This window comes from Delftia sp. (assembly GCF_059499305.1).
This window is the reverse complement of the sequence record NZ_JCABYI010000037.1, coordinates 81,656-102,187: the sequence shown is the minus strand read 5'-3', so window position 1 is coordinate 102,187 and position 20,532 is coordinate 81,656. Positions and strand designations below refer to the sequence as shown.

Sequence of the window (20,532 nt, the reverse complement as noted above, 5' to 3'; positions counted from 1 at the left end):
AGTGGTTGTTTTTGCTTTTGATTTTCGCCAGCGCACGAAGATGGTCCCTCCAGCTTGCGAAATCCAGGTTCGCAAATGCCCAAAAGCATAGCGGCCGATGCAGGGCAGGAGTGCAGGAAAGAGGCTTCTTGCTTGTAAGAAAGCAGCCCGTGCGAGGCGTGTTCAGCCGTGCCTGAGCAGGCCTTCGATGAAGCTCCATTCCTCGGGCGTGACCGGCGTGATCGACAACCGATTGCCCTTTTGCAGCACACGCATCTGCGCCAGTTCAGGATGCGCGCGCAGCTCGGCAATCTGCAGCGTGCGTGTCTTGCGCAGCGCCTGCACGTCCAGCGTGAGCCAGCGCGGCTTGTCGGGAGAAGACTTGGGGTCGTAGTACGGGCTGGCCGGGTCGAACTGCGAGGCGTCGGTGCGCAGATTGCCGGCAATGCGGGCGATGCCGTAGATGCCGGGCTCGGCGCAGCTGGAATGCCAGTACAGCACCCCGTCGCCGACCTGCATGGCATCACGCATGAAGTTGCGCGCCTGGTAGTTGCGCACCCCGTCCCAGGCAATGGTGGCCTGCGGCGCGGCCAGCGCATGGTCTATGGAGTATTCGTCGGGCTCGTTCTTCATGAGCCAGAACTGGCGGGCGGAGGGTGTGGGGGCTGCAGTCATGCAACGATTGTGGCAAATCCCCGGACGCCGTGGCGGCGTTCTGCGCGCGGCGGCAGGAGTGTGTCAGGGGCTGGACAATGGCCTTCAGCCGGGCGCCTTTCCCATGCCCGCGAACCACAGGAATCCTGCATGTCCGACCGCTCCACCTATGTCCCGCCCGCCGTATGGCAGCCTGCGCCCTCGGGCGGCACCTTCGCCAACATCAACCGCCCGGTCGCCGGGCCGACCCACGACAAGACACTGCCGGTGGGGCAGCAGCCTCTGCAGCTGTATTCGCTGGCCACGCCCAACGGCGTGAAGGTCACCATCATGCTGGAGGAGCTGCTGGCGCTGGGCCATGGCGGCGCCGAGTACGACGCCTGGCTGATCCGCATCAGCGATGGCGACCAGTTCTCCAGCGGCTTTGTCGAGGTCAACCCCAATTCCAAGATTCCCGCGCTGGTGGACCGCAGCGTGGAGCCGCCGGTGCGCGTGTTCGAGTCGGGCTCCATCCTGCTGTACCTGGCCGAGAAGTTTGGCGCGCTGCTGCCTGCCGAGCCCGCTGCACGCACCGAGACGCTGAACTGGCTGTTCTGGCAGATGGGATCGGCGCCTTACCTGGGCGGCGGCTTCGGTCATTTCTATGCCTATGCTCCCGAAAAGTTCGAGTACCCGATCAACCGGTTCACCATGGAAACCAAGCGCCAGCTGGACGTGCTCAATCGCCAGCTGGCCGAGCACGCCTTCATTGCGGGAGAGCACTACAGCATTGCCGACATCGCCATCTGGCCCTGGTATGGCGCACTGGTGCTCAACGAGGTGTACGGCGCGGCCGAGTTCCTGGCGGCCCATGAGTACACGCATGTGATGCGCTGGGCCCGCGAGATTGCCCAACGGCCGGCGGTGGTGCGCGGCCGCCGCGTCAATCGCACCTGGGGAGACGAGGCCACCCAGGTGCCGGAGCGCCACCGCGCCTCGGACCTGGGCTGATCGCCATTTACTGGGAGCGGCCCCAGGGGCCGCGGTCCGGCTGGCGCCAAAAGCGCGGGCGCTTGCCGGATGGCTGGGCCCCGGGCTCGCCCTCGCCCTCGCCCTTGCCTTTGCCCTTGCCTTTGCCCTTGCCGTGCTCATGCAATTGCTTGCCGGTCTGCTCGACCTTGCGGGCCGTGCGTTCCAGCTGCGTGGGCAGATGCGAGGGAATGTCGAGCTCCGCCTGCTCGACCACGCGAATGCAGTCCTGGATGTGGCGCTCTCCCAGGTAGCGCAGCGTGGCGTAGCCCAGGGCGGCCGCTGCAGCCTGGCCGGCCAGCGGCACGTACTTTGCCGCTTGGGTTGCCGTCATGCGCATGCCGGCAGCGCGTGCCAGGCGCACCACCATGTCGCGCGTGATCAGCTTGCCGATCAGTACCGAGCCGACCATGGCCACGGCCTTTTGCACCTGCTCGCGCTTGCCGGGGTCCAGCCTGTCCAGCTGTTCGGGCGTGAGGCCGAACTCACGGTTGATGCGCGGCAGCAGGCGCGCCAGCAGGGCTGCGTCAACCAGCCAGTCCAGCCCCGGGATCGGCAGGCTGCTGGCTGCGGCTCCCACCAGCGCACGCCGGTGCAGCAGCTTGCGCGCGCTCTCTGCGGCCTGCGCCACATCGTGGCGCGGTGGTGGAGGGGGAGGGGTCTTGTCCGATGTGCGAAAGATCATGCGTGCCAGTGGGTCCGGGGCAGATGTCGATCAGGAGAATGCGCCAGCCGGAGGAGGCGGCTGGCGCCGGTGCGGTCAGCGTGCGCTCTTGCTGCGCACCAGGCTGTAGATGAAGAGGATGACGATGGCGCCAACGATGGAGGCGATCCAGCCAGCGGGCTGACCGGCTTCATACCAGCCCATGGCGACACCGACATAGCTGGCAAGAAACGATCCTGCCACACCAAGCAGGATGGTCATGATCCAGCCAAGGCTGTCGTCGCCGGGTTTGAGTGCGCGCGCCAGCAGGCCAACGACCAGGCCAACGATGAGGGTGCCAATCAAGGACATCATGCTTTTCTCCGAACTGAAGCTTCCATGCCGCGACTCTAGGGCCCGGCGCATGCCGGCCCTGTCGGACAGCGTCTCAACCTGGGACGAAGGCAGTGCAGTGCCCTGAAAAACAAAACGCCTGCATCTGCAGGCGCCTGGACTGGGGGAGGGCAGACAGCCCGCCGTGGTTACTGCAGCTGGCTTGCCTGCATCTGCATGGCCAAGGCAGCCTTGCTGGCATCCAGGCCCAGGCCGTCGGAGTCCTGCACGCGACGGGCGCCATCGAAGCGGCGGGCCCAGTAGGCGCTTTGCATGCTTTCCACGCGCACCTGTGCACCGGTGCGGGGGGCATGAATGAAGTTGCCGTCGCCGACATAGATGCCGACGTGGCTGAAGGCGCGGCGCATGGTGTTGAAGAACACCAGATCGCCGGGCTTGAGTTCGTTCTTGTCGATTTTTTCCGTGGCCTGTGCCTGCTGGTCAGCGCGACGCGGCAGGACCTTGCCCAGGGTCTCGGAGTAGATGGCACGGACAAAGCCGCTGCAGTCGAAGCCGGTCTCGGCACTGTTGCCGCCGCGACGGTAGGGAACGCCGATGAAGCCCATGGCGGTCACGACCAGGTCGGAGGTCTTTTCGGCGACGCTCTGTCGTGCTTCCTTGACGAAGTCGGAAGTGCGCTCCGCCATGTGGTGGCGGGCTTCGCGCAGCTGCGAGATGAGGCTGCGGTTGACCAGCAGCTGGTTCATATCGTCGTCACGCAGCTCGGGCGGAGCCGCGTGTGCAGTGGCGCTGACGAACAGGAGTGCGATAAGCCATCGGGACATGGGGCGCGAGATTACCACGCAAAAACGTAGGACAAATTCGATAAGACCCCCGAAGGCCCGGGTTTTTGAGCCACCTCAGGAATCGCCGGCGCCCGGCGGTGATGGCCCCCAAGCTGCGACAATAGCGGGCTGTCCTGTTTTCCGATAAGAAGGGCGGCCCGCGCCGCCTCGTATTCCAAGAAAGATCCGCCATGCTGCTTGAAGCCTCCGACTCCCAGCTTGTACTCGTCGATTACCAGGAGCGCCTGATGCCGGCCATCTTCGAGGGCCCGGCAGTCCTGGCCAATGCCGTGAAACTGGCTCGTCTGGCGCATCTGGTGGAAGTGCCGGTGTTCGGCACCGAACAGAACCCCTCGCGCCTGGGTGCCAACGATGCCCAACTGCGCGCGCTGTGCGACAGGACACTGTCCAAGATGCATTTCAGCGCCGTGTCCGAAGGACTGGGCGAGTGGCTGCGTCCGCCTGCACGTCCCCAGGGCGGCAATGCGCGCAGCCTGCCCAAGCACCTGCAAAAGCCCCAGCAGCAGGCGCCCGAGCGCAGCATGGTGGTGATTGCCGGCTGCGAAGCCCATGTCTGCCTGCTGCAGACGGCGCTGGAACTGCTGGAAGACGAGTTCGACGTCTGGGTCGTCACCGATGCCTGCAGCTCGCGCACCGAGCGCAACCGCGATGCTGCCTTCGATCGCCTGGCCGGCGCGGGTGCCGAACTGGTGACCACGGAGATGGTGGCCTTCGAGTGGCTGCGCAGCTGCGAGCACCCGGCCTTCAAGGATCTGCTGGCCCTGGTCAAGTAAGCGGCTGAAGCGATGGTTTTCCGTCGAGGCGCCTGCACGGCGCCTTTTTTTTACGCCCGTCGCAAGGCGGGGCCATGAAAGACGAATGGGACGGAGGGGGCCGGCCCGGGTCGCTGTGCAGGATTTGTCAGCTTTGGGCAAGCGCATTATGAATAATTATGAATTCAGAAGCCGCCAATCCATGACAACGACAGGAGACAGACAATGGCCCCGCGTTTCGACGATTTCCACCGCCGCTCCATCCAGGAGCGCGATGCCTTCTGGGCCGAGCAGGCCGGCCGCATCGACTGGCATGTGCCGCCCCAGCGCATCTGCGACTATGACAACTCGCCGTTCGCCAGGTGGTTCGTGGGCGGCCAGACCAATCTTTGCCACAACGCCGTGGACCGGCACCTGGCCGAGCGCGCCGACCAGAATGCGCTGATCGCCATCTCCACCGAGACCGGCACCGAGAAGGTCTATACCTACCGCGAACTGCATGCCGAGGTGCAGCGCATGGCCGCCGTGCTGCAGTCGCTGGGCGTGCAAAAGGGCGACCGCGTCCAGATCTACATGCCCATGATTGCCGAGGCGGCCTTTGCCATGCTGGCCTGCGCGCGGCTGGGTGCCATCCATTCGGTGGTGTTCGGCGGCTTTGCGTCGGCGGCGCTGGCCTCGCGCATCGACGATGCCGAGCCCAAGGTCATCATCAGTGCCGACGCGGGCTCGCGTGGCGGGCGCGTCGTGGCCTACAAGCCTTTGCTGGACGAGGCCCTGCAACTGGCCAGCCACAAGCCAGCTGCCGTGCTCATCGTGGACCGTGGCCTGGCGCCTGCACCCATGCGCGCCGGCCGCGACCACGACTGGACCAGCCTGCGTGCCCTGCACGCCGACGCCCAGGTCGCCTGCACCTGGGTGGAATCCACCGACCCCAGCTACACGCTCTACACCAGCGGCACCACGGGGCGCCCCAAGGGCGTGCAGCGCGACACGGGCGGCTACACGGTGGCGCTGGCTGCCAGCATGCCGCTGATCTTCGGGGCCGAGGCGGGCCAGACCTTTTTCTGCACCAGCGACATCGGCTGGGTCGTGGGGCACAGTTACATCATCTATGGGCCCCTGATCGCGGGCATGGCCACCGTGCTCTACGAGGGCCTGCCCATACGCCCAGACGCGGGCATCTGGTGGAGCATCGTGGAGAAGTACCGGGTCACCCACATGTTCTCGGCGCCCACGGCCATCCGCGTGCTCAAGAAGCACGATGCCGAGTACCTGCACCGCCACGATATCTCCAGCCTCAAGGCGCTGTGGCTGGCCGGCGAGCCGCTGGACGAGCCCACGGCGCAGTGGATCAGCCAGGCCCTGGGCAAGCCCATCATCGATAACTACTGGCAGACCGAGACCGGCTGGCCCATCCTCACGCTGTGCAACGGCGTGGAGCAGCAGACCACGCGCTTTGGCAGCCCGGGCAAGGCCGTCTATGGCTATGACGTCAAGCTGATCGACGAGGCCACGGGCGAGGAGTTGCGCGGCGCCGGGCAAAAGGGCGTGCTGGCCATCGAGGGACCGCTGCCGCCGGGCTGCATGCAGACCGTCTGGCGTGACGACCAGCGCTTCGTCAACACCTACTGGAAGAGCATTCCGGGCCGCATGATCTACAGCACCTTCGACTGGGGCATACGCGACGAGGACGGCTACTTCTTCATCCTGGGCCGTACCGACGACGTGATCAACGTGGCCGGCCACCGCCTGGGCACGCGCGAGATCGAGGAATGCATCTCCGCCCACCCCCATGTGGCCGAAGTCGCCGTGGTCGGCGTGGCCGATGCGCTCAAGGGCCAGGCGGCGCTGGCCTTTGCCGTGCCGCGCACGGCGCTGGAAGGCGAGGCCGAGCGCGCGGCGCTGGAGGCCGACGTGATGAAGCTGGTCGATGCGCGCCTGGGCGCCGTGGCCCGGCCCTCGCGCGTGGTCTTCGTCAGTGCGTTGCCCAAGACGCGCAGCGGCAAGCTGCTGCGCCGTGCCATGCAGGCCGTGGCCGAGGGGCGCGACCCGGGCGACCTCAGCACCATGGAAGATCCGGCCGCGCTCGCCCAGGTGCAGCAGCAGCTGTGAGGCAGGGCACGCGCCGCAGCCGCTTGCAGCCGGGGTGATGTGCGGCGGCGCCCCTGCCTGCCGCGCCTACAAGCCTGCCGCGCCTACAATCGCGCCTTGGGCCGCAGCCGGGCCAGGTCCCCAGGCTGCGGCGCCCTGTTTTCAACCGACGAGAAAGCGTTTTCGACGTGCAGGTCGCATCTTCCATCTTCAAAGCCTATGACATCCGCGGCATCGTGCCGTCCACGCTCAACGAGGAGGTGGCGCTCGGCGTGGGCCGCGCCTTCGGCATGGCGGCCCTGGCGGCCGGCGAGACCGTGGTGGCCGTGGGACGCGATGGCCGCCTGTCGGGCCCCTCGCTGTCCGCGGCGCTGATCGCCGGGCTGACCGAGGTCGGCATCGAGGTGATCGACATCGGCCTGGCCACCACGCCCATGCTGTACTACGCAGCCAGCACGCTGGCGCGCTCGGGCATCCAGGTCACGGGCAGCCACAATCCCAAGGACTACAATGGTTTCAAGATGGTGCTGGCCGGCCGCGCCATCTATGGCGAGGAAATCCAGGCCCTGCGCCGCCGCGTCGAAAGCGATGACTGGACGATCACGGGCACCGGCAGCGTGCGCCGCGCCGATGTGCAGGCCGACTACCAGGCGCGCATCGTGGGTGATGTGAAGCTGGCGCGCCCCATCAAGATCGTGGTGGACTGCGGCAACGGCGTGGCCGGGGCCTCGGCGCCCGGCATCTTCCGCGCCCTGGGCTGCGAGGTGATCGAACTGTTCTCCGAAGTGGACGGTGAATTCCCCAACCACCATCCCGATCCCAGCAAGCCCGAGAACCTGCGCGACGTGATCGAGGCGCTGCGCACCTCGGACGCCGAGTTGGGCCTGGCCTTCGACGGTGACGGCGACCGCCTGGGCATCGTCACCAAGGACGGCCAGAACATCTTCCCCGACCGCCAGATGATGCTGTTTGCCAAGGACGTGCTCTCGCGCGTGCCGGGCGGCAGCATCGTCTACGACGTCAAATGCACGCAGCGCCTGGCGCCCGCCATCCGCGAGGCCGGGGGCGAGCCCGTGATGTTCAAGACCGGGCACTCCCTGGTCAAGGCCCGCATGAAGGAACTGGACGCGCCGCTGGGCGGCGAGATGAGCGGCCACATCTTCTTCAAGGAGCGCTGGTATGGCTTCGATGACGGCACCTACGCGGGCTGCCGCCTGCTGGAGATCGTCAGCCGCGAGGCCGACCCCAGCGCCTTGCTCAACGCGCTGCCCACCAGCTTTTCCACCCCGGAACTGAATGTGGCCTGCGCCGAGGGCGAGCCCCATCGCCTGGCCGCCGAACTGCAGGCCCTGGCCGCCGAGACCTTTGCCGCACCGGCCCAGGTCAGCACCATCGACGGCCTGCGCGTGGACTGGGCCGACGGCTTCGGCCTGATCCGCGCCAGCAACACCACGCCCGTGCTGGTGCTGCGCTTCGAGGGCCAGACCCAGGAGGCGCTGTCGCGCATCGAGACGCAGATGCTGGCGCTGCTGGAGCGCGTCAAGCCCGGCGCGCAGGTTGGCGGTGCCGCGCACTGATTTGCGCGCCAGGCGATGACTTCCCGCTCTCCCACGTCCTGGGCGCGCGCGCTGTACAGCGCCGTGACCTGGGCGGCGCAGCCGCTGCTGCGACGCAAGCTGCTGCGCCGCGCCGAGGCCGAGCCCGTCTATGCCGAGCACATTCCCGAGCGCTTTGGCCGCTACCAGCCGGCCACGCTGGGGCAGGACGGACGCGGCCTGTGGATCTGGATTCATGCCGTATCGCTGGGCGAGACGCGCGCTGCCGCCATCTTGCTGACCGCGCTGCGCGAGCGCCTGCCCGGCATGCGCCTGCTGCTGACCCATGGCACGGCCACAGGCCGCACAGAAGGCCGCCGGCTGCTGCAGTCCGGCGACCTGCAGGTCTGGCAGCCCTGGGATACGCCGGCGGCCGTGCGCCGCTTCGTGCAGCAGTTCAGGCCCGCAGTCGGCGTGCTCATGGAAACCGAGGTCTGGCCCAACCTGGTCGCCATCTGCCGCGAAGAGGGCGTGCCGCTGGCGCTGGCCAATGCGCGGCTCAGCGACAAATCGCTGGGCCAGGCACTGCGCGTGGCGCCGCTGGCGCGGCCCACCTATGCCGCCCTGGCCGCCGCCTGGGCGCAGACCGAGGACGATGCGCAGCGCCTGCGCCTGCTGGGTGCGCCCGTGCGCGGCGTGCTCGGCAACCTGAAATTCGATGCGCGTCCGGACGCTGCGCTGCTGGAGCGCGCCCGGCAATGGAAGTCCGGCCTGTCCCGCCCTGTGGTGCTGCTGGCCAGCAGCCGGGAGGGCGAGGAGGCCATGCTGCTGTCCGCCCTGCGCACGCTGGGGCCTGTGGGCCGGGCCGTGCAATGGCTGGTCGTGCCGCGCCATCCGCAGCGCTTTGACGAAGTGGCGGCGCTGCTGGCTGGCGGCGGCCTGCATGTCTCGCGCCGCAGCCAGTGGGTGGGTGGTCCGCCCTGCGGAGCTGCGGCGGATGACATCGACATCTGGCTGGGTGATTCGCTGGGCGAGATGGCCCTGTACTACGGCCTGGCCGACGCCACGCTCATGGGCGGCAGCTTTGCGCCGCTGGGTGGCCAGAACCTCATCGAGGCCCTGGCCTGCGACTGCCCCGTGGTGCTGGGGCCGCACACCTTCAACTTCAGCGAGGCCTCGGACCTGGCCTGCGAGGCCGGCGCCGCGCTGCGCGCACCCGACCTGGAGCACGGGCTGCGCCTGGCCGTGGACCTGGCCGGGGACCGCCAGTCCCACGCCCATGCCGTGGCCCAGGCGCGCGGCTTTCTGGACCAGCACCGTGGGGCCGCACGGGCCACGGCGCAGGCGGTGGCCGGGCTGGTGCAGCCGCTCTCCTGATCCTCCTGTGCAAGGGGCGCGGGCAGGCAAGACTACGCACCAAAGGGGCTTGTGCCCGTTCAGCGAAAGGGCGACTCAAAGGGGTTGACAAGCGCCACACCAAAATCCGCGAAGTCTCGAATGTTGCGTGTGGCCACGACCAGCCTGTGGCGGATGGCCGTGGCTGCAATCATTGCGTCCTCATACAGCGCATCGGAGCGCCCGTGCATCAGCCTGGCCCAGATCCGAAAGCTCTCGGCATCCATCGGCAGCACGTTGTAGGAGGCGGAGACCAGATCTGCCCAGCGTTCGATTTCCCGGGCCTTCTCAGCATCCTGTTGCCGGGTCAGCTCGATGCCCGCCTGGATTTCGCCCAGGCTGACCGCGGACAGATGGAGCTCCGGCTCAGGCAGGGCTTGAAGCCAGGCCAGGATGGCTCCGTGGGGCCTGGGGCGCCGCAGCTCTGAAATGATGTTGGTGTCCAGCAAATACATTTCTGGCGCACTCAGTTGGCGGGCTCGATGGGCCTGCGGTGCGCCTGGCCGCGCGGCGGGATCAGCAGGTCTGCGCGGCCCGCTTCCGAGAGCAGCAGTTCCTTGAGCGAAGCAGGTTCGGCAGCGGGATGCAGACGGCGCCACTCTTGCATAGGAACGAGCACGGCAGTGTCCGCGCCACGCCGGGTCAACACTTGCGGACCATCGGTCAGGCAGGCTTCGAGAAGCTCGTTGAAGTGGTCTTGGGCATCTTGTACAGGCCAGGATTTCATGATTGCACTCCTTCGCTCACGGGTTACAGGCCCAGTCTAGTTCCTGGACTGTTGGCTCTGCAATCCTGGGCCCATGCACGCATCAAGGGCCCGATCCTTCCTGCAGCACGGGCAGGCTCACACTCGCCAGCAGCCCTCCATCCTCCGCACTGAGCAGCTCGATGCTGCCGCCGTGCCGCTCGGTCACGGTCCTGGCGATGGCCAGGCCCAGGCCGCTGCCGCTTTGGCTCTGGTCGGGTACGCGGAAGAAGCGGTCGAAGACACGCTGGCGCCAGGCCTCGGCAATGCCCGGGCCACGGTCGCGCACCTGGAGCACGGCCTGGTCGCCCTGGCGCTGCAGGCGCACGCTGATGGTGGCGTGCGCTGGGCTGTATTTGATGGCGTTGTCCACGAGGTTGTCGATCAGCGAGACCAGGCCTTCGCGTTCGCCCATCACGCTCAGTGGCTCGCTGGCTTCCAGGGCCAGTTCCACCGGGCGGCGGCAGGCCAGGGCGTCGAGTGCGGCGAGCCGGTCTTCCAGCAGCAGGTCCAGGCGCAACGGCTGCATGGCCATGCCGGGCGCTTCGGTCTCGCTGCGCATGAGCTGCAGCAGCTGGGCCACCATGCGGCTGGCGCGCTGGTTGCTGCGCAGCAGGCTGTCCATGAGTTCCTGCTGGCGCGGTTCGCTGCCAAGGCGCAGCAGGGCCTCGACGTTGACGTGCATGGCTGCCAGCGGCGTGCGCAGTTCGTGGGCTGCATCGGCGATGAGGTTGCGCTCGCGCTCGCTGCTGGAGCGCACGCGGGCCAGCAGGGCGTTGATGTCCTGCACCAGCGGCCGCAGCTCGGCGTGTGGCGGCGCATAGGTGAGCGCGCTGAGGTCGTCGGGGCCGCGTGTGGCCAGCTCGTCGCCCACGCGGCGCAGCGGGCGCAGCGCCGCGCGCACCGACCACCAGGCCGGAAAGGCCAGGAAGGGCAGGCTGATCAGCAGTGGCAGCAGGTAGTAGCTGCGGGTGTTGAGGGTGATCAGCAGTTCCTTGAAGGACGGCAGCATCAGCGTGACTTCGGTCTGGCCCGAGGCCGAGCGCAGCGTGCTCATGCGCCAGGTCTGCCCTTCGAAATCTATGTCCTCGACCGTGTCCAGCACGCGGTTGCGCAGCGTGGGTGCCGGCGTGGGCGAGCGGTACAGGAGCTGGCCGCGCTGCCAGACCAGCAGCGTGGGCGTGAAGCGGATGTCGTCGTCTCCATCGCTGTATTCATGGCGCAGGGCCGTGTCCAGCGCGGCCAGGCTGTGCTGCTGGCGGTCCGGAAGGTCGGCCAGGTCCTCGGTCACAGCCATGACAAGTTCGTAGACAGGCTTGCTGACCAGCAATTCATTGTGGAAGTGGGCCATGTAGATGGCTGCCACCAGCAACGCGGTCCAGATCGCGGTGAGCACGCCCATCTGGGCCAGCAGCATCCGCCGGCCCAGTGTGGGCCGCAGCCAGCGGCGCCATCTCGGGCTGGCCTGCTGCCCCTGCACGGTCTGCGATGTCATGGTCAGGACAGGGGAGCCATCGGCTGCGAGTCGATGACATAGCCAATGCCGCGCACCGTGCGTATGAAGCCCGGCCCGATCTTGCGGCGCAGGTTGGAGACATGGACCTCCAGCGCATTGCTGCCGTTGGCGCTGCCGCCCGGGATGACTTCCTCCTCGATGCCGCTGCGCGTGACCACGCGGTCCATGCGCCGCAGCAGCAGGGCCAGCAGGTCGAATTCGCAGCGGGACAGCTCGACGTTCTGGCCTGCAACGCTGACACGGCGCGTGGGCTCGTGCAGCGACAGGCCGCGCAGATGCAGCGTTCCGTCGCCCTGCCCATAGCTGCGGCGCGCCAGGGCGCGCACGCGTGACACCAGTTCGGCAAGGGCAAAGGGTTTGACCAGATAGTCATCGGCGCCGCTGTCCAGGCCGTGCAGCCGGTCATGCAGGCTGTCGCGTGCGCTCAGGATCAGCACGGGCAGGCGGCGCCATTCGCGGCGCAGGCGCGCCAGCAGGCTGATGCCGTCGCCATCGGGCAGGCCCAGGTCCAGCAGCACCATCTCGAAGCTTTGCTGCTCCAGCGTGCGCAGCGCATCGGACAGGCGGCGCACCCAGACCACGTCCATGGCGTGATCGCCCAATGCGATGCGCACGCCATTGCCCAGATCCAGATCGTCCTCCACCAGCAGCAGTCTCATCGTGTGTTTCCTGTGCCGCTCCCATGCCGCGGACCGGCGCCTGCGGGAGGGCTGCCGCGAGTATCGGTCAAGGCGGGGACGATGCGCTTCAGCATCCCTTCAGGAAAGCCGGGGCAGGTCTTCAGGCGGGTTTGCCACAGTGGCCCGCTCGACAACTCCGAAGAAGGCAAGGCGCGCATGCCAAGACTCTCCCGCTGTTCCTTGCTGAGCCGCCTGGCGGTGCTGTGCGCGCTGGCTGCCTGGATTCTGGTCGTGGCGGGTTTGCGTGCCTCGGCTTTGCCAGAGCACAGGGCTGCGGCGCCAGGCGCGCGGCCCGCGGCGGCCGGGCATCAGCCCGGGGCACTGCCGGCCGTGCGGGCGCTTCAGGGATTCAAGGGGCTGGCGCGCGGAGCGACAGCGCATCGATGGCGCGCAGGTCGTCGTCGCTGAGCGTGCCGGCGGCCTGGCGCAGCTTGAGCTGGCCCAGCAGCACCTGGTAGCGCGCCAGGGCCAGGTCGCGCTGGGTCTGGTAGAGCTGGCTCTGTGCGTTGAGCACGTCGATGTTGATGCGCACGCCGACCTCGTAGCCAAGCTTGTTGGCGTCCAGCGCGCTCTGGCTGGACGCCAGCGCGGCCTCTAGCGCCTTGACCTGGGCCTGGCCCGACTGCACGCCGAAGAAGGCCGTGCGCGTGCTCTGCTCCACGTTGCGCTGGGCGTCGTCCAGCTGTGCCCGCGCCTTGTCTTCCAGCGCCAGGGTTTCCTTGATGCGGTTTTGCACGGCAAAGCCGGCGAACAGCGGCAGGTTCATGACCACGCCCACGCTGGCGGCATTGGTGCGGTAGCTGGTGCCGATCTGCGGGGTGACCGAACCGTTGGGATAGCGGTTGACCACGTAGCCGGCCTGCAGGTCCACGGTGGGCTTGTGGCCGGCCTCGGCTTTCTTCGTTTCCAGCTGGGCGATGTCCAGCGCCAGGCGGGCCTGGCGCAGCTGGGGCTGGCCTTGCAGTGCGGTGTCCACCCAGGCCTGGGCATCGGCGGGCATCAGGGCCGGCAACTGCAGCGGCTGGGCCAGCGGGCGGGGCACGGTGCCCACGGCGCCGACGATCTGGTCCAGCACCAGGCGCTTGACGCGCAGGTCGTTCTCGGCGGCGATTTCCTGGGCACCGGCCAGGTCGAACCGGGCCTGGGCTTCGCGCGAGTCGGTGATGGTGGCCGTGCCGACCTCGAAGTTGCGCTTGGCGAATTCCAGCTGCTGTGCAATGGCTGCCTTCTGTGCCTTGACCACGGCCAGGCTGTCCTGGGCACCGAGGACATCGAAGTAGGCCTGGGCCACGCGAACCAGCAGGTTCTGCTCGCCGCTGTCCAACTGGGCGCGCGCCACGTCCACGCCGCGCTGGCCCTGGTCGTAGGCGATCTTGTTGGCCGGGCGGTACAGCGGCTGCTGGGCGCTGAGCTGCAGGTTCTGCTGGGGCGAGCGAAAGCTCCCCGGCAGCACGCTGACTTCCACATGCGATGTGTTGGCGCCCGCCTGCAGGCCCACGCTGGGCAGAAGGCCCGAGCGCGCCTGCTCGGCACGGCTGGCGGCGGCCTGGGCGTCGGCTTGCTGGGCCTGCCACTGGGCGTCGTAGCCGCGTGCCTTGGCGACCAACTCCGACAGGCTCTGGCCCGTGGCCGATGAGGCTGTCACGGCAGGCAGGCCCGATGCCGGGGCGGCAGGGACGGTGGACTGGGCCAGAGCGGTCCCCATGCCGCAGGCACACAGCAGCAAGGCAATCTGGCGAAGGGGCCAGGCGTGTGGGCGGGGCGGGGCGTAAGCGACAGGGGCAAGGGGCCGAAGCAGGGGCATAGAGGTCCTCGAATCAAAACACAGTCGTCACGAAGCACCGGGGACGGCGGGTTGGCCGTGTCCCGGGTTTCTTTTGCGTCTTGCCGCTCAGTAGCGCGGCACGCCTGGGTCGCGCTCGCGCGACCAGGCATCGATGCCTCCGCTGATATTGGCCACGGTCTCGAAGCCGTTGTTCATCAGGAAGGCAGCGACATGCATGCTGCGTGCGCCGTGATGGCACAGGCAGGCTGTGGGGTGATCCGGATCGAGTTCCTGCAGGCGCGAGGGAATCTCGCCCATGGGGATGCAGCGCAGCTCGAAGCCCTCGGGGCGTACGCTGGCCTGGGCCACTTCCCAGGGCTCGCGCACGTCCAGCACCAGGGGCAGGGCATCGGAGCCGCTGGAGTGCTGGGTCAGCCAATCGTTGAGTTGCGCGGGAGGCACTTGGGGAAGCATCGGAAAGATCCTTGCGGAATGGAATGGGGTTGCGGCAGCGGCCATGGTCCTGCGGGCATCGGCCGCTGCAGCGGGTTTCAGAACGTGAAGCGCGAAGGCTCTTCGAAATTGGCCAGGCGGGCGGTCACCACGTCCCAGGGCTGGCTCGTCTCGAACTGGTGGCCGTTCTTGCGCACCAGCGTGAAACGCATCATGGGCAGCTGGCCGACGATGGCCGCCAGGCGGCCGCCGTCGTTGAGCTGGGCCAGCAGGGCCTGCGGCACCTGGGCGACCGAGCCGCTGAGCACGATGGCGTCGAACTGGCCCAGGGCAGCCGCTGCCGTGGCGCCATCGGCCAGCTTGACCTCGGCATTGGTGATGCCGGCGCCCAGCAGGTTTTCGCGGGCCATCTCGGCCAGCTCGGGCACGATTTCCAGCGTCACGACTTCCTTGGCCTGGGCGGCCAGCAGGGCGGCCATGTAGCCCGAGCCGGCGCCGATTTCCAGCACGCGGTCGGTGGGCTTGATCTTCAGGTCCTGCAGCATGCGCGCCTCGATGCGCGGGGCCAGCATGCACCAGCCCTTGGCGGCGGCTTCCTCGGCCGGGGCGACCAGGGGGATTTCCAGGTCCATGAAGGCCAGGCCGGCATGCTCGGGCGGCACGAAATTCTCGCGGTGCACCTTGCCCAGCAGCGCCAGCACTTCTTCATCAAGCACGTTCCAGGGGCGGATCTGTTGCTCGATCATGTTGTAGCGCGCGTGCGCTTGGGCGCTGTGGTGTTCGGGCAGGCTGTTCAGGGGCAGGCTCATGGGGTATCTCCGGAGAAAGACTTGTCAGGACAAACCTTTGATTCTACGAGTCTCGCGGCAGGGTGGGGGCGCTGGCGGCGCCCTGGCCGGGGGCCGCATCGTGCTGGTTGCCGTTCCACAGGCGCCGCAGCCACTGGGAGAAGTCATCGAGGTAGCAATAGACCACGGGCACGACCACCAGGGTCAGCAGGGAGGAAGTCACCACGCCGCCGATCACCGACTGGCCCATGGGCGCACGCTGCTCGGAGCCCTCGCTGAGCGCGAAGGCCAGGGGCACCATGCCGAAGATCATGGCCAGCGTGGTCATCAGGATGGGGCGCAGCCGCACGCGCGCCGCCAGCAGCAGGGCCTGCTCGCGCGGCAGGCCGTCGCGGATCTGGCCGGTGTCCGGGTCGCTGTGCGGCCCGCGCGCACGGATGGCGAAGTCCACCAGCAAGATGGCGTTCTTGGTGACCAGTCCCATGAGCATGACCACGCCGATGATGGAGAACATGGACAGGGCCGAGCCGAACATCATCAGTGCCAGCACCACGCCGATCAGCGTCAGCGGCAGCGAGGTCATCAGCGCCAGCGGCTGCAGGAAGCTCTTGAACTGGCTGGCCAGGATCATGTAGATGAAGATGATGGCCAGCGCCAGGGCGGACACGGCATAGCCGAAGGACTCGTTCATGCTCTTGGTGGCGCCGCTGAACTGCGTGCGGTAGCCGGGCGGCAGGGCGATGTCGGCCAGGGCCTTGCGGATGTCGGCCGAGACCTCGCCGCTGGAGCGCAGGTAGACGTTGCCGCTGAAGGCGACCTCGCGCGTCATGTCGCGGCGGTTGATCTGGCTGGGGCCGGTGCCGGGCGTGACGGTGGCCACCTGGTTCAGCCGCACGATGCGCATGTTGCCGTCGCCGGAGGTGGAGGGCAGGGCGAAGGGCAGGCGCTCCAGGTCCTGGGGCGTGCTGCGTGATTCGGGCGCCAGGCGTACCTTGACGTCATAGGTCTGGTCGTCGCTGGCGCGCCAGTTGCCCACGGTCTGGCCGGCCACCCAGGTGCGCAGCGCGGCGGCCATGGAGCCTACCGACAGGCCCAGGTCGGCGGCCGCATCGCGCCGCACGGTGATGTCGATCACGGGCTTGTCGGGCTTGAGGCTGCTGTCCAGGTCCACCAGTCCGGGAATGCCGCGCAGGCGTTCCATCACCACGCGGTTCAGGCGCTCCAGCTCGCCCAGGTCCGGGCCCTGTAGCGAGAATTCGACCTGCTTTTGCCCGCCCACGGGCTCGCGCTGGCCCACATGGGTGACGGTGATGCCGGGCACGCTTTGCAGCTGCTCGCGCAGCACGCCCGACAGTTCGTCACCGCTGCGCTGGCGCAAATGGCGGTCCAGCAGGCGTATGTAGATGCTGGCGTATATCTTGCCCTGGGCCGTGCCGGTGTTGATGGTGGCCAGCGTGTAGCGGACCTCGGGCAGGGCGCGGATGATGGCATCGACCTGGCGGGCCTTGGCCTCCGTGGCCTCGATGGACGAGCCCACGGGCGTGTTGAAGCTCACCGTGGTCTCGGAGAAATCGGCCTTGGGCACGAATTCCGTGCCCAGCAGCGGCACCAGGAAGATGCTGGCCACGAAGATGGCCAGCGCCGCCGCTAGCGTGGCGATCTTGTGGCGCAGCGCCCAGCCCAGCACGTCCTGGTAGAAGTGGGACAGCGAGTCGGTGGCGCGCTCGAACCAGGCCGTGACCCGGCCCAGCGTGCGGTCGTAGAGGCTGCGGCCGCGCTGCTCGCCATGGGCGTGTATGGTCGGGTCGTGCCAGACGCTGGACAGCATGGGGTCCAGCGTGAAGCTCACGAACATGGAGATCATCACGGCCGCCACGATGGTGATGCCGAATTCGTGGAAGAACTTGCCGATGATGCCGCCCATGAAGCCGATGGGCAGGAACACCGCCACGATGGACAGCGTGGTGGCCAGCACGGCCAGGCCGATCTCCTGCGTGCCGTCGAGCGCGGCCGCATGCGCGTCCTTGCCCATCTGCACATGGCGCACGATGTTCTCGCGCACCACGATGGCGTCGTCGATCAGCAGGCCCACGCACAGCGACAGCGCCATCAGCGTGATCATGTTGATGGAGAAGCCGAACCAGTACATGAACAAAAAGGTGCCGATCAGCGCAATGGGCAGCGTCAGCCCCGTGATCACCGTGGAGCGCCAGGAGTTCAGGAACAGGAAGACGATGAGCACCGTCAGTGCCGCGCCCTCGATCAGCGTCTGGCGCACGTTGTTGACGGCCACGCGGATGGGGCGGGCGCTGTCGGCAATCGGCTCCAGCCGCACGCCGGCAGGCACTTCGGCGGCGATCTCGCGCAGCGTGGCGTTCAGGCCGTCCACGACTTCGATGGTGTTCTCGTCCTGGGCCTTCTGCACGGACAGCAGCAGGGTGCGGCTGCTGTTGTACAGGGCCACGGTCTCCAGTTCGCCCGCGCCGTCCTGCACGCGGGCCAGCTGGCCCAGCCGCACGGGAGCGCCGCCGCGCTGGGCGACGATGATGCGCTCGAAGTCCTGCGGGCGCTTCATGCGTGCGTCGATCTGCACCACGCGCTCCTGCTCGCGCGAGCGGATGGCGCCCAGCGGCAGGTCCTGGTTCTCGCTGCGCACGGCGTTCACGATCTGGTCGGGCGTGATGGCATAGGCTTCCAGCGCCTCGGGCTGCAGGTAGATGTTGATTTCGCGCGGTGTAGCGCCCACCAGGTTGACGGCGCCCACGCCGCGCACGTTCTCCAGCCGCTTCTTGAGGACCTGGTCGGCCCAGCTGGTCAGCGCGACGGCATCGGGCGCCTTGGCGCCGGCATCGGCCTGGGGCAGCACGGCCACGGACCAGATGGGCGAGCTGGCCGGATCGAAGCGCAGCACGCGCGGCTCCTTGACCTCGTCGCGCAGGGTGGGGCGCACCGAGGCCACCTTCTCGCGCACGTCTTCGGCAGCGCGGCGGCCATCGACATGCAGCTGGAATTCGATGATGACGACGCTGGTGCTTTCATAGCTGCGCGAGGTCAGCGCGTTGATGCCGGCAATGGAGTTGACGCCTTCCTCGATCTTCTTGGTGACCTCGGACTCCACGATCTCGGGCGAGGCGCCCGGATAGTCCACCGTGACCACGACCACGGGGAAGTCCACATTCGGGAACTGGTCCACCTTGAGTCGCTGGTAGGAAAACACACCCAGCACCATGAGGGCCAGCATGAGCATGGTGGCGAACACAGGGTTGGCCAGGCTGACGCGCGTGAACCACATGGTCAGCGGGCTCCGGGGGCTGGCGCAGCCTGGGGCTGCGGGGCCTGCTGCATTTGCTGCATCTTCACCGCCGTGCCTGCGCGCAGGCCGCCCACACTGCCGGCCAGCACCCTGTCACCGGCCTGCAGGCCGGTGGACACGGCAATCCAGGTGGCCCCATCCTGCGCGCTCTGGCTGCCCAGCGTGACCGGGCGGTGCTGCACGCGCAGCAGGGTTTTGTCCGGTTCGGACTCGCCCGCAGGCTGCAGCAACTGCACATAGGGCTGGGGCTGGTCGGTGCGCACGGCGGTCAGGGGCACGGCCAGCTGTTCGGTCTGCCCCGTGACGATGCTGCCCTGCAGGTACAGGCCCGGGCGCACGATGGGGATGGATCTGCCGGCGGCGCCTGCGTTGACCGGTGCAGCCTGCACACGCAGATAGACGGCCACGCTGCGCGAACCTGCCTGGGCGCTGGGGTTGATGCGTACCACGCGCGCGGGCACGGCGGCCACATCGTCGCCCGCGCCCTGGACCTGCAACAGGGCCTGCTGGCCGACCTGCACACGCACCGAATCGGCGGGCGCGAGCTGGGCCACCACCTCGAGCTCGGAGGGATCGACGATCTCCAGTACCCGTGTTTCCACGCCCACGCGCTCGCCGTCCTGCACCAGACGCTGGGCGACCTGCCCGTCCATGGGGCTGCGCAGCACGCTGTCGGTCACGCTCTTGCGTGCCACATCGGCGGCGGCCTGGGCGGCGGCCAGGTTGGCGCGGGCGGCGTCAAGATTGGATTGGGACGTGGCCAGTGCCGTGGTCGAGATGAAGCCCTGGGTGACCAGGGCCTGGTTGTTGTCGTGCTGGCGCTGGGCCAGCTGCAGCTGTGCCTGGGCCGCGTCGGCCTGCTGGCGGGTCTGGCGCCAGCGGGCCTCGACCTCGGTGGCATCCACGCGGGCCAGTTCCTGGCCCTTGCGCACGCTGTCGCCCTCGCGCACCTGCAGGCCGCGCAGCTCGCCGGCCACATAGGCCTTGACCACGGCGCTGCGCACGGCCTGCACCACGCCGCTGACGGGCACGGTCAATTGCAACTGGCGCGGCTGCAGCTGCACCACCTCCTGCGGGCCCACGCGCACGGGCATCTCGCGCGGCTGGGTGGCCGCGGCAATGGCGGCTTGCTTGCTGTGCCGGGTGGATGCGGCGCGCCATGCGCTGGCGCCGATGGCGATCAGTAAGGCCAGGCCGATCAGCCAGCCGGTGCGACGCTTCATGGTGTGGGCGGGGAGGAGGGTGGTGTGGTGGCTGCAAGGGGCTGGCACATGCCATGCAGCAGGTAGTCGATCTGGGATTCCAGAAACCGCTCGGGATCGAAGTCGCCGTGCGGCAGGCAGCCGCCCAGCGAATGCTTCCAGATCATCAGGAACATCATCGGGGCGACCACGCAGTGCACGGACAGGTCCAGATCCATGGGCCGGAACTCGCCGCGCTCCACGCCGCGCTGCAGGATGCGCCGGATCAGTTCATGGCCTGGAAGAACCACCTCCTGGTGATAGAACTGCGAAAGCTCGGGAAAATTACCCGCCTCGCTGAGCATGAGCTTGGTGATGCCCGACGCCTTGGTGCTGCCGATGCGCTCCCACCAGGACTTGAAGCAGTAGCGCAGCAGATCGGTGGACGGTGCGCAGTAGTTGTCGAGTTCCTCGCTCCACTCGCCGAAGCGGCCCGCGATGCTGTGGCGCACCACGGCCTTGAAAAGCTCCTGCTTGCTCGCGAAATAGAGGAACAGCGTGCCCTTGGAAACCCCGGCCCGGGCGGCGACCTCTTCGACGCGGGTGGCGGCGTAGCCCTTTTCCACGAAGAGGTCGAGCGCGGCTTCCAGCAGCTCGCCCGGACGCTCGTGCTTGCGGCGGCTGCGCTTTCCGGAAGGCTCGGCGGGGGCGGGTGAAGAGGCGGGGGAGTCGGTCACGGAAAATTAATGACTGATGGGTTAGTTATCGTAACCGCAGAACCGTTCGTCGTCACCTGGCTTGTGCATGGGCTAACCTGTAGGCACAACGGCCTGCA

19 protein-coding genes are annotated in these 20,532 nt (G+C 67.9%); 5 read left to right on the top strand and 14 right to left on the bottom strand.

What is annotated here, in order from left to right; translation table 11 throughout:
• Positions 1-162: 162 nt before the first annotated feature.
• Positions 163-654, bottom strand: coding sequence for an EVE domain-containing protein (locus AC5I49_RS26180; RefSeq protein WP_016447100.1), 492 nt, complete (start codon positions 652-654; stop codon positions 163-165).
• A gap of 129 nt (positions 655-783) precedes the next feature.
• On the opposite strand from AC5I49_RS26180, the gene yghU reads away from it, so the two are divergent.
• Positions 784-1,623 carry a glutathione-dependent disulfide-bond oxidoreductase gene (yghU, locus tag AC5I49_RS26175; RefSeq protein ID WP_016447099.1) on the top strand — a complete coding sequence of 280 codons (840 nt, stop codon included), beginning with the start codon at positions 784-786 and terminating at the stop codon, positions 1,621-1,623.
• 7 nt (positions 1,624-1,630) lie between these two features.
• Here the strand turns inward: yghU and AC5I49_RS26170 are convergent, their stop codons facing one another.
• From AC5I49_RS26170 to AC5I49_RS26160, 3 genes are all read right to left on the bottom strand, one after another.
• Positions 1,631-2,326 carry a hypothetical protein gene (locus AC5I49_RS26170; protein WP_495790120.1) on the bottom strand — a complete coding sequence of 232 codons (696 nt, stop codon included), beginning with the start codon at positions 2,324-2,326 and terminating at the stop codon, positions 1,631-1,633.
• 75 nt (positions 2,327-2,401) lie between these two features.
• Positions 2,402-2,659 (bottom strand): GlsB/YeaQ/YmgE family stress response membrane protein, encoded by a 258-nt coding sequence (locus tag AC5I49_RS26165; protein ID WP_012205794.1) that lies wholly within the window; start codon positions 2,657-2,659, stop codon positions 2,402-2,404.
• A gap of 167 nt (positions 2,660-2,826) precedes the next feature.
• A complete protein-coding gene (locus AC5I49_RS26160; protein WP_016447097.1) occupies positions 2,827-3,462 on the bottom strand; it encodes a C40 family peptidase in 636 nt (211 codons plus the stop codon).
• 191 nt (positions 3,463-3,653) lie between these two features.
• Between AC5I49_RS26160 and AC5I49_RS26155 the strand changes: the two genes are divergently transcribed.
• The 4 genes from AC5I49_RS26155 to AC5I49_RS26140 all read left to right on the top strand — a co-directional run bounded on the left by AC5I49_RS26155 (position 3,654) and on the right by AC5I49_RS26140 (position 9,238).
• Positions 3,654-4,256 (top strand): isochorismatase family protein, encoded by a 603-nt coding sequence (locus AC5I49_RS26155; RefSeq protein WP_016447096.1) that lies wholly within the window; start codon positions 3,654-3,656, stop codon positions 4,254-4,256.
• 204 nt (positions 4,257-4,460) lie between these two features.
• Positions 4,461-6,347: a propionate--CoA ligase gene (locus AC5I49_RS26150; RefSeq protein WP_495790119.1), complete on the top strand. Its 1,887-nt coding sequence runs from the start codon at positions 4,461-4,463 to the stop codon at positions 6,345-6,347.
• 167 nt (positions 6,348-6,514) lie between these two features.
• Positions 6,515-7,903, top strand: a complete 1,389-nt coding sequence (locus tag AC5I49_RS26145; protein ID WP_016447094.1) for a phosphomannomutase/phosphoglucomutase — start codon at positions 6,515-6,517, stop codon at positions 7,901-7,903.
• 15 nt (positions 7,904-7,918) lie between these two features.
• A complete protein-coding gene (locus AC5I49_RS26140) occupies positions 7,919-9,238 on the top strand; it encodes a 3-deoxy-D-manno-octulosonic acid transferase (RefSeq protein ID WP_074921287.1) in 1,320 nt (439 codons plus the stop codon).
• A 59-nt stretch (positions 9,239-9,297) separates the two neighbouring features.
• Here the strand turns inward: AC5I49_RS26140 and AC5I49_RS26135 are convergent, their stop codons facing one another.
• The 10 genes from AC5I49_RS26135 to AC5I49_RS26090 form a co-directional block, all read right to left on the bottom strand.
• A complete protein-coding gene (locus AC5I49_RS26135; RefSeq protein ID WP_016451712.1) occupies positions 9,298-9,711 on the bottom strand; it encodes a type II toxin-antitoxin system VapC family toxin in 414 nt (137 codons plus the stop codon).
• Positions 9,712-9,722: 11 nt separating this feature from the next.
• Positions 9,723-9,983, bottom strand: a complete 261-nt coding sequence (locus AC5I49_RS26130; RefSeq protein WP_016451713.1) for a type II toxin-antitoxin system Phd/YefM family antitoxin — start codon at positions 9,981-9,983, stop codon at positions 9,723-9,725.
• A gap of 82 nt (positions 9,984-10,065) precedes the next feature.
• Complete coding sequence (locus AC5I49_RS26125) at positions 10,066-11,496, bottom strand: sensor histidine kinase (protein WP_495790118.1); 1,431 nt, start codon at positions 11,494-11,496, stop codon at positions 10,066-10,068.
• A 2-nt stretch (positions 11,497-11,498) separates the two neighbouring features.
• Complete coding sequence (locus AC5I49_RS26120; protein ID WP_016447091.1) at positions 11,499-12,176, bottom strand: response regulator; 678 nt, start codon at positions 12,174-12,176, stop codon at positions 11,499-11,501.
• 370 nt (positions 12,177-12,546) lie between these two features.
• A complete protein-coding gene (locus AC5I49_RS26115; RefSeq protein WP_016451715.1) occupies positions 12,547-14,001 on the bottom strand; it encodes a TolC family outer membrane protein in 1,455 nt (484 codons plus the stop codon).
• 87 nt (positions 14,002-14,088) lie between these two features.
• A complete protein-coding gene (locus tag AC5I49_RS26110) occupies positions 14,089-14,436 on the bottom strand; it encodes a rhodanese-like domain-containing protein (RefSeq protein WP_016447089.1) in 348 nt (115 codons plus the stop codon).
• A gap of 77 nt (positions 14,437-14,513) precedes the next feature.
• Positions 14,514-15,224, bottom strand: coding sequence for a protein-L-isoaspartate O-methyltransferase family protein (locus AC5I49_RS26105; protein ID WP_016447088.1), 711 nt, complete (start codon positions 15,222-15,224; stop codon positions 14,514-14,516).
• Between the two features lie 43 nt (positions 15,225-15,267).
• A complete protein-coding gene (locus tag AC5I49_RS26100; RefSeq protein WP_016447087.1) occupies positions 15,268-18,495 on the bottom strand; it encodes an efflux RND transporter permease subunit in 3,228 nt (1,075 codons plus the stop codon).
• Positions 18,496-18,497: 2 nt separating this feature from the next.
• Entirely contained in the window at positions 18,498-19,739 is a 1,242-nt protein-coding gene (locus tag AC5I49_RS26095) for an efflux RND transporter periplasmic adaptor subunit (RefSeq protein ID WP_495790117.1), read from the bottom strand.
• Complete coding sequence (locus tag AC5I49_RS26090; protein WP_016447085.1) at positions 19,736-20,434, bottom strand: TetR/AcrR family transcriptional regulator; 699 nt, start codon at positions 20,432-20,434, stop codon at positions 19,736-19,738. Before AC5I49_RS26090 ends, AC5I49_RS26095 begins: the two co-directional genes overlap by 4 nt.
• Between the last annotated feature and the right edge of the window lie 98 nt (positions 20,435-20,532).

Coding starts and splice junctions, on each gene's coding strand:
- AC5I49_RS26180 (WP_016447100.1), bottom strand. CDS start 654: ATGACTGCAGCCCCCACACCCTCCGCCCGCCAGTTCTGGCTCATGAAG.
- yghU (WP_016447099.1), top strand. CDS start 784: ATGTCCGACCGCTCCACCTATGTCCCGCCCGCCGTATGGCAGCCTGCG.
- AC5I49_RS26170 (WP_495790120.1), bottom strand. CDS start 2,326: ATGATCTTTCGCACATCGGACAAGACCCCTCCCCCTCCACCACCGCGC.
- AC5I49_RS26165 (WP_012205794.1), bottom strand. CDS start 2,659: ATGATGTCCTTGATTGGCACCCTCATCGTTGGCCTGGTCGTTGGCCTG.
- AC5I49_RS26160 (WP_016447097.1), bottom strand. CDS start 3,462: ATGTCCCGATGGCTTATCGCACTCCTGTTCGTCAGCGCCACTGCACAC.
- AC5I49_RS26155 (WP_016447096.1), top strand. CDS start 3,654: ATGCTGCTTGAAGCCTCCGACTCCCAGCTTGTACTCGTCGATTACCAG.
- AC5I49_RS26150 (WP_495790119.1), top strand. CDS start 4,461: ATGGCCCCGCGTTTCGACGATTTCCACCGCCGCTCCATCCAGGAGCGC.
- AC5I49_RS26140 (WP_074921287.1), top strand. CDS start 7,919: ATGACTTCCCGCTCTCCCACGTCCTGGGCGCGCGCGCTGTACAGCGCC.
- AC5I49_RS26135 (WP_016451712.1), bottom strand. CDS start 9,711: ATGTATTTGCTGGACACCAACATCATTTCAGAGCTGCGGCGCCCCAGG.
- AC5I49_RS26130 (WP_016451713.1), bottom strand. CDS start 9,983: ATGAAATCCTGGCCTGTACAAGATGCCCAAGACCACTTCAACGAGCTT.
- AC5I49_RS26125 (WP_495790118.1), bottom strand. CDS start 11,496: ATGACATCGCAGACCGTGCAGGGGCAGCAGGCCAGCCCGAGATGGCGC.
- AC5I49_RS26120 (WP_016447091.1), bottom strand. CDS start 12,176: ATGAGACTGCTGCTGGTGGAGGACGATCTGGATCTGGGCAATGGCGTG.
- AC5I49_RS26115 (WP_016451715.1), bottom strand. CDS start 14,001: ATGCCCCTGCTTCGGCCCCTTGCCCCTGTCGCTTACGCCCCGCCCCGC.
- AC5I49_RS26110 (WP_016447089.1), bottom strand. CDS start 14,436: ATGCTTCCCCAAGTGCCTCCCGCGCAACTCAACGATTGGCTGACCCAG.
- AC5I49_RS26105 (WP_016447088.1), bottom strand. CDS start 15,224: ATGAGCCTGCCCCTGAACAGCCTGCCCGAACACCACAGCGCCCAAGCG.
- AC5I49_RS26100 (WP_016447087.1), bottom strand. CDS start 18,495: ATGTGGTTCACGCGCGTCAGCCTGGCCAACCCTGTGTTCGCCACCATG.
- AC5I49_RS26095 (WP_495790117.1), bottom strand. CDS start 19,739: ATGAAGCGTCGCACCGGCTGGCTGATCGGCCTGGCCTTACTGATCGCC.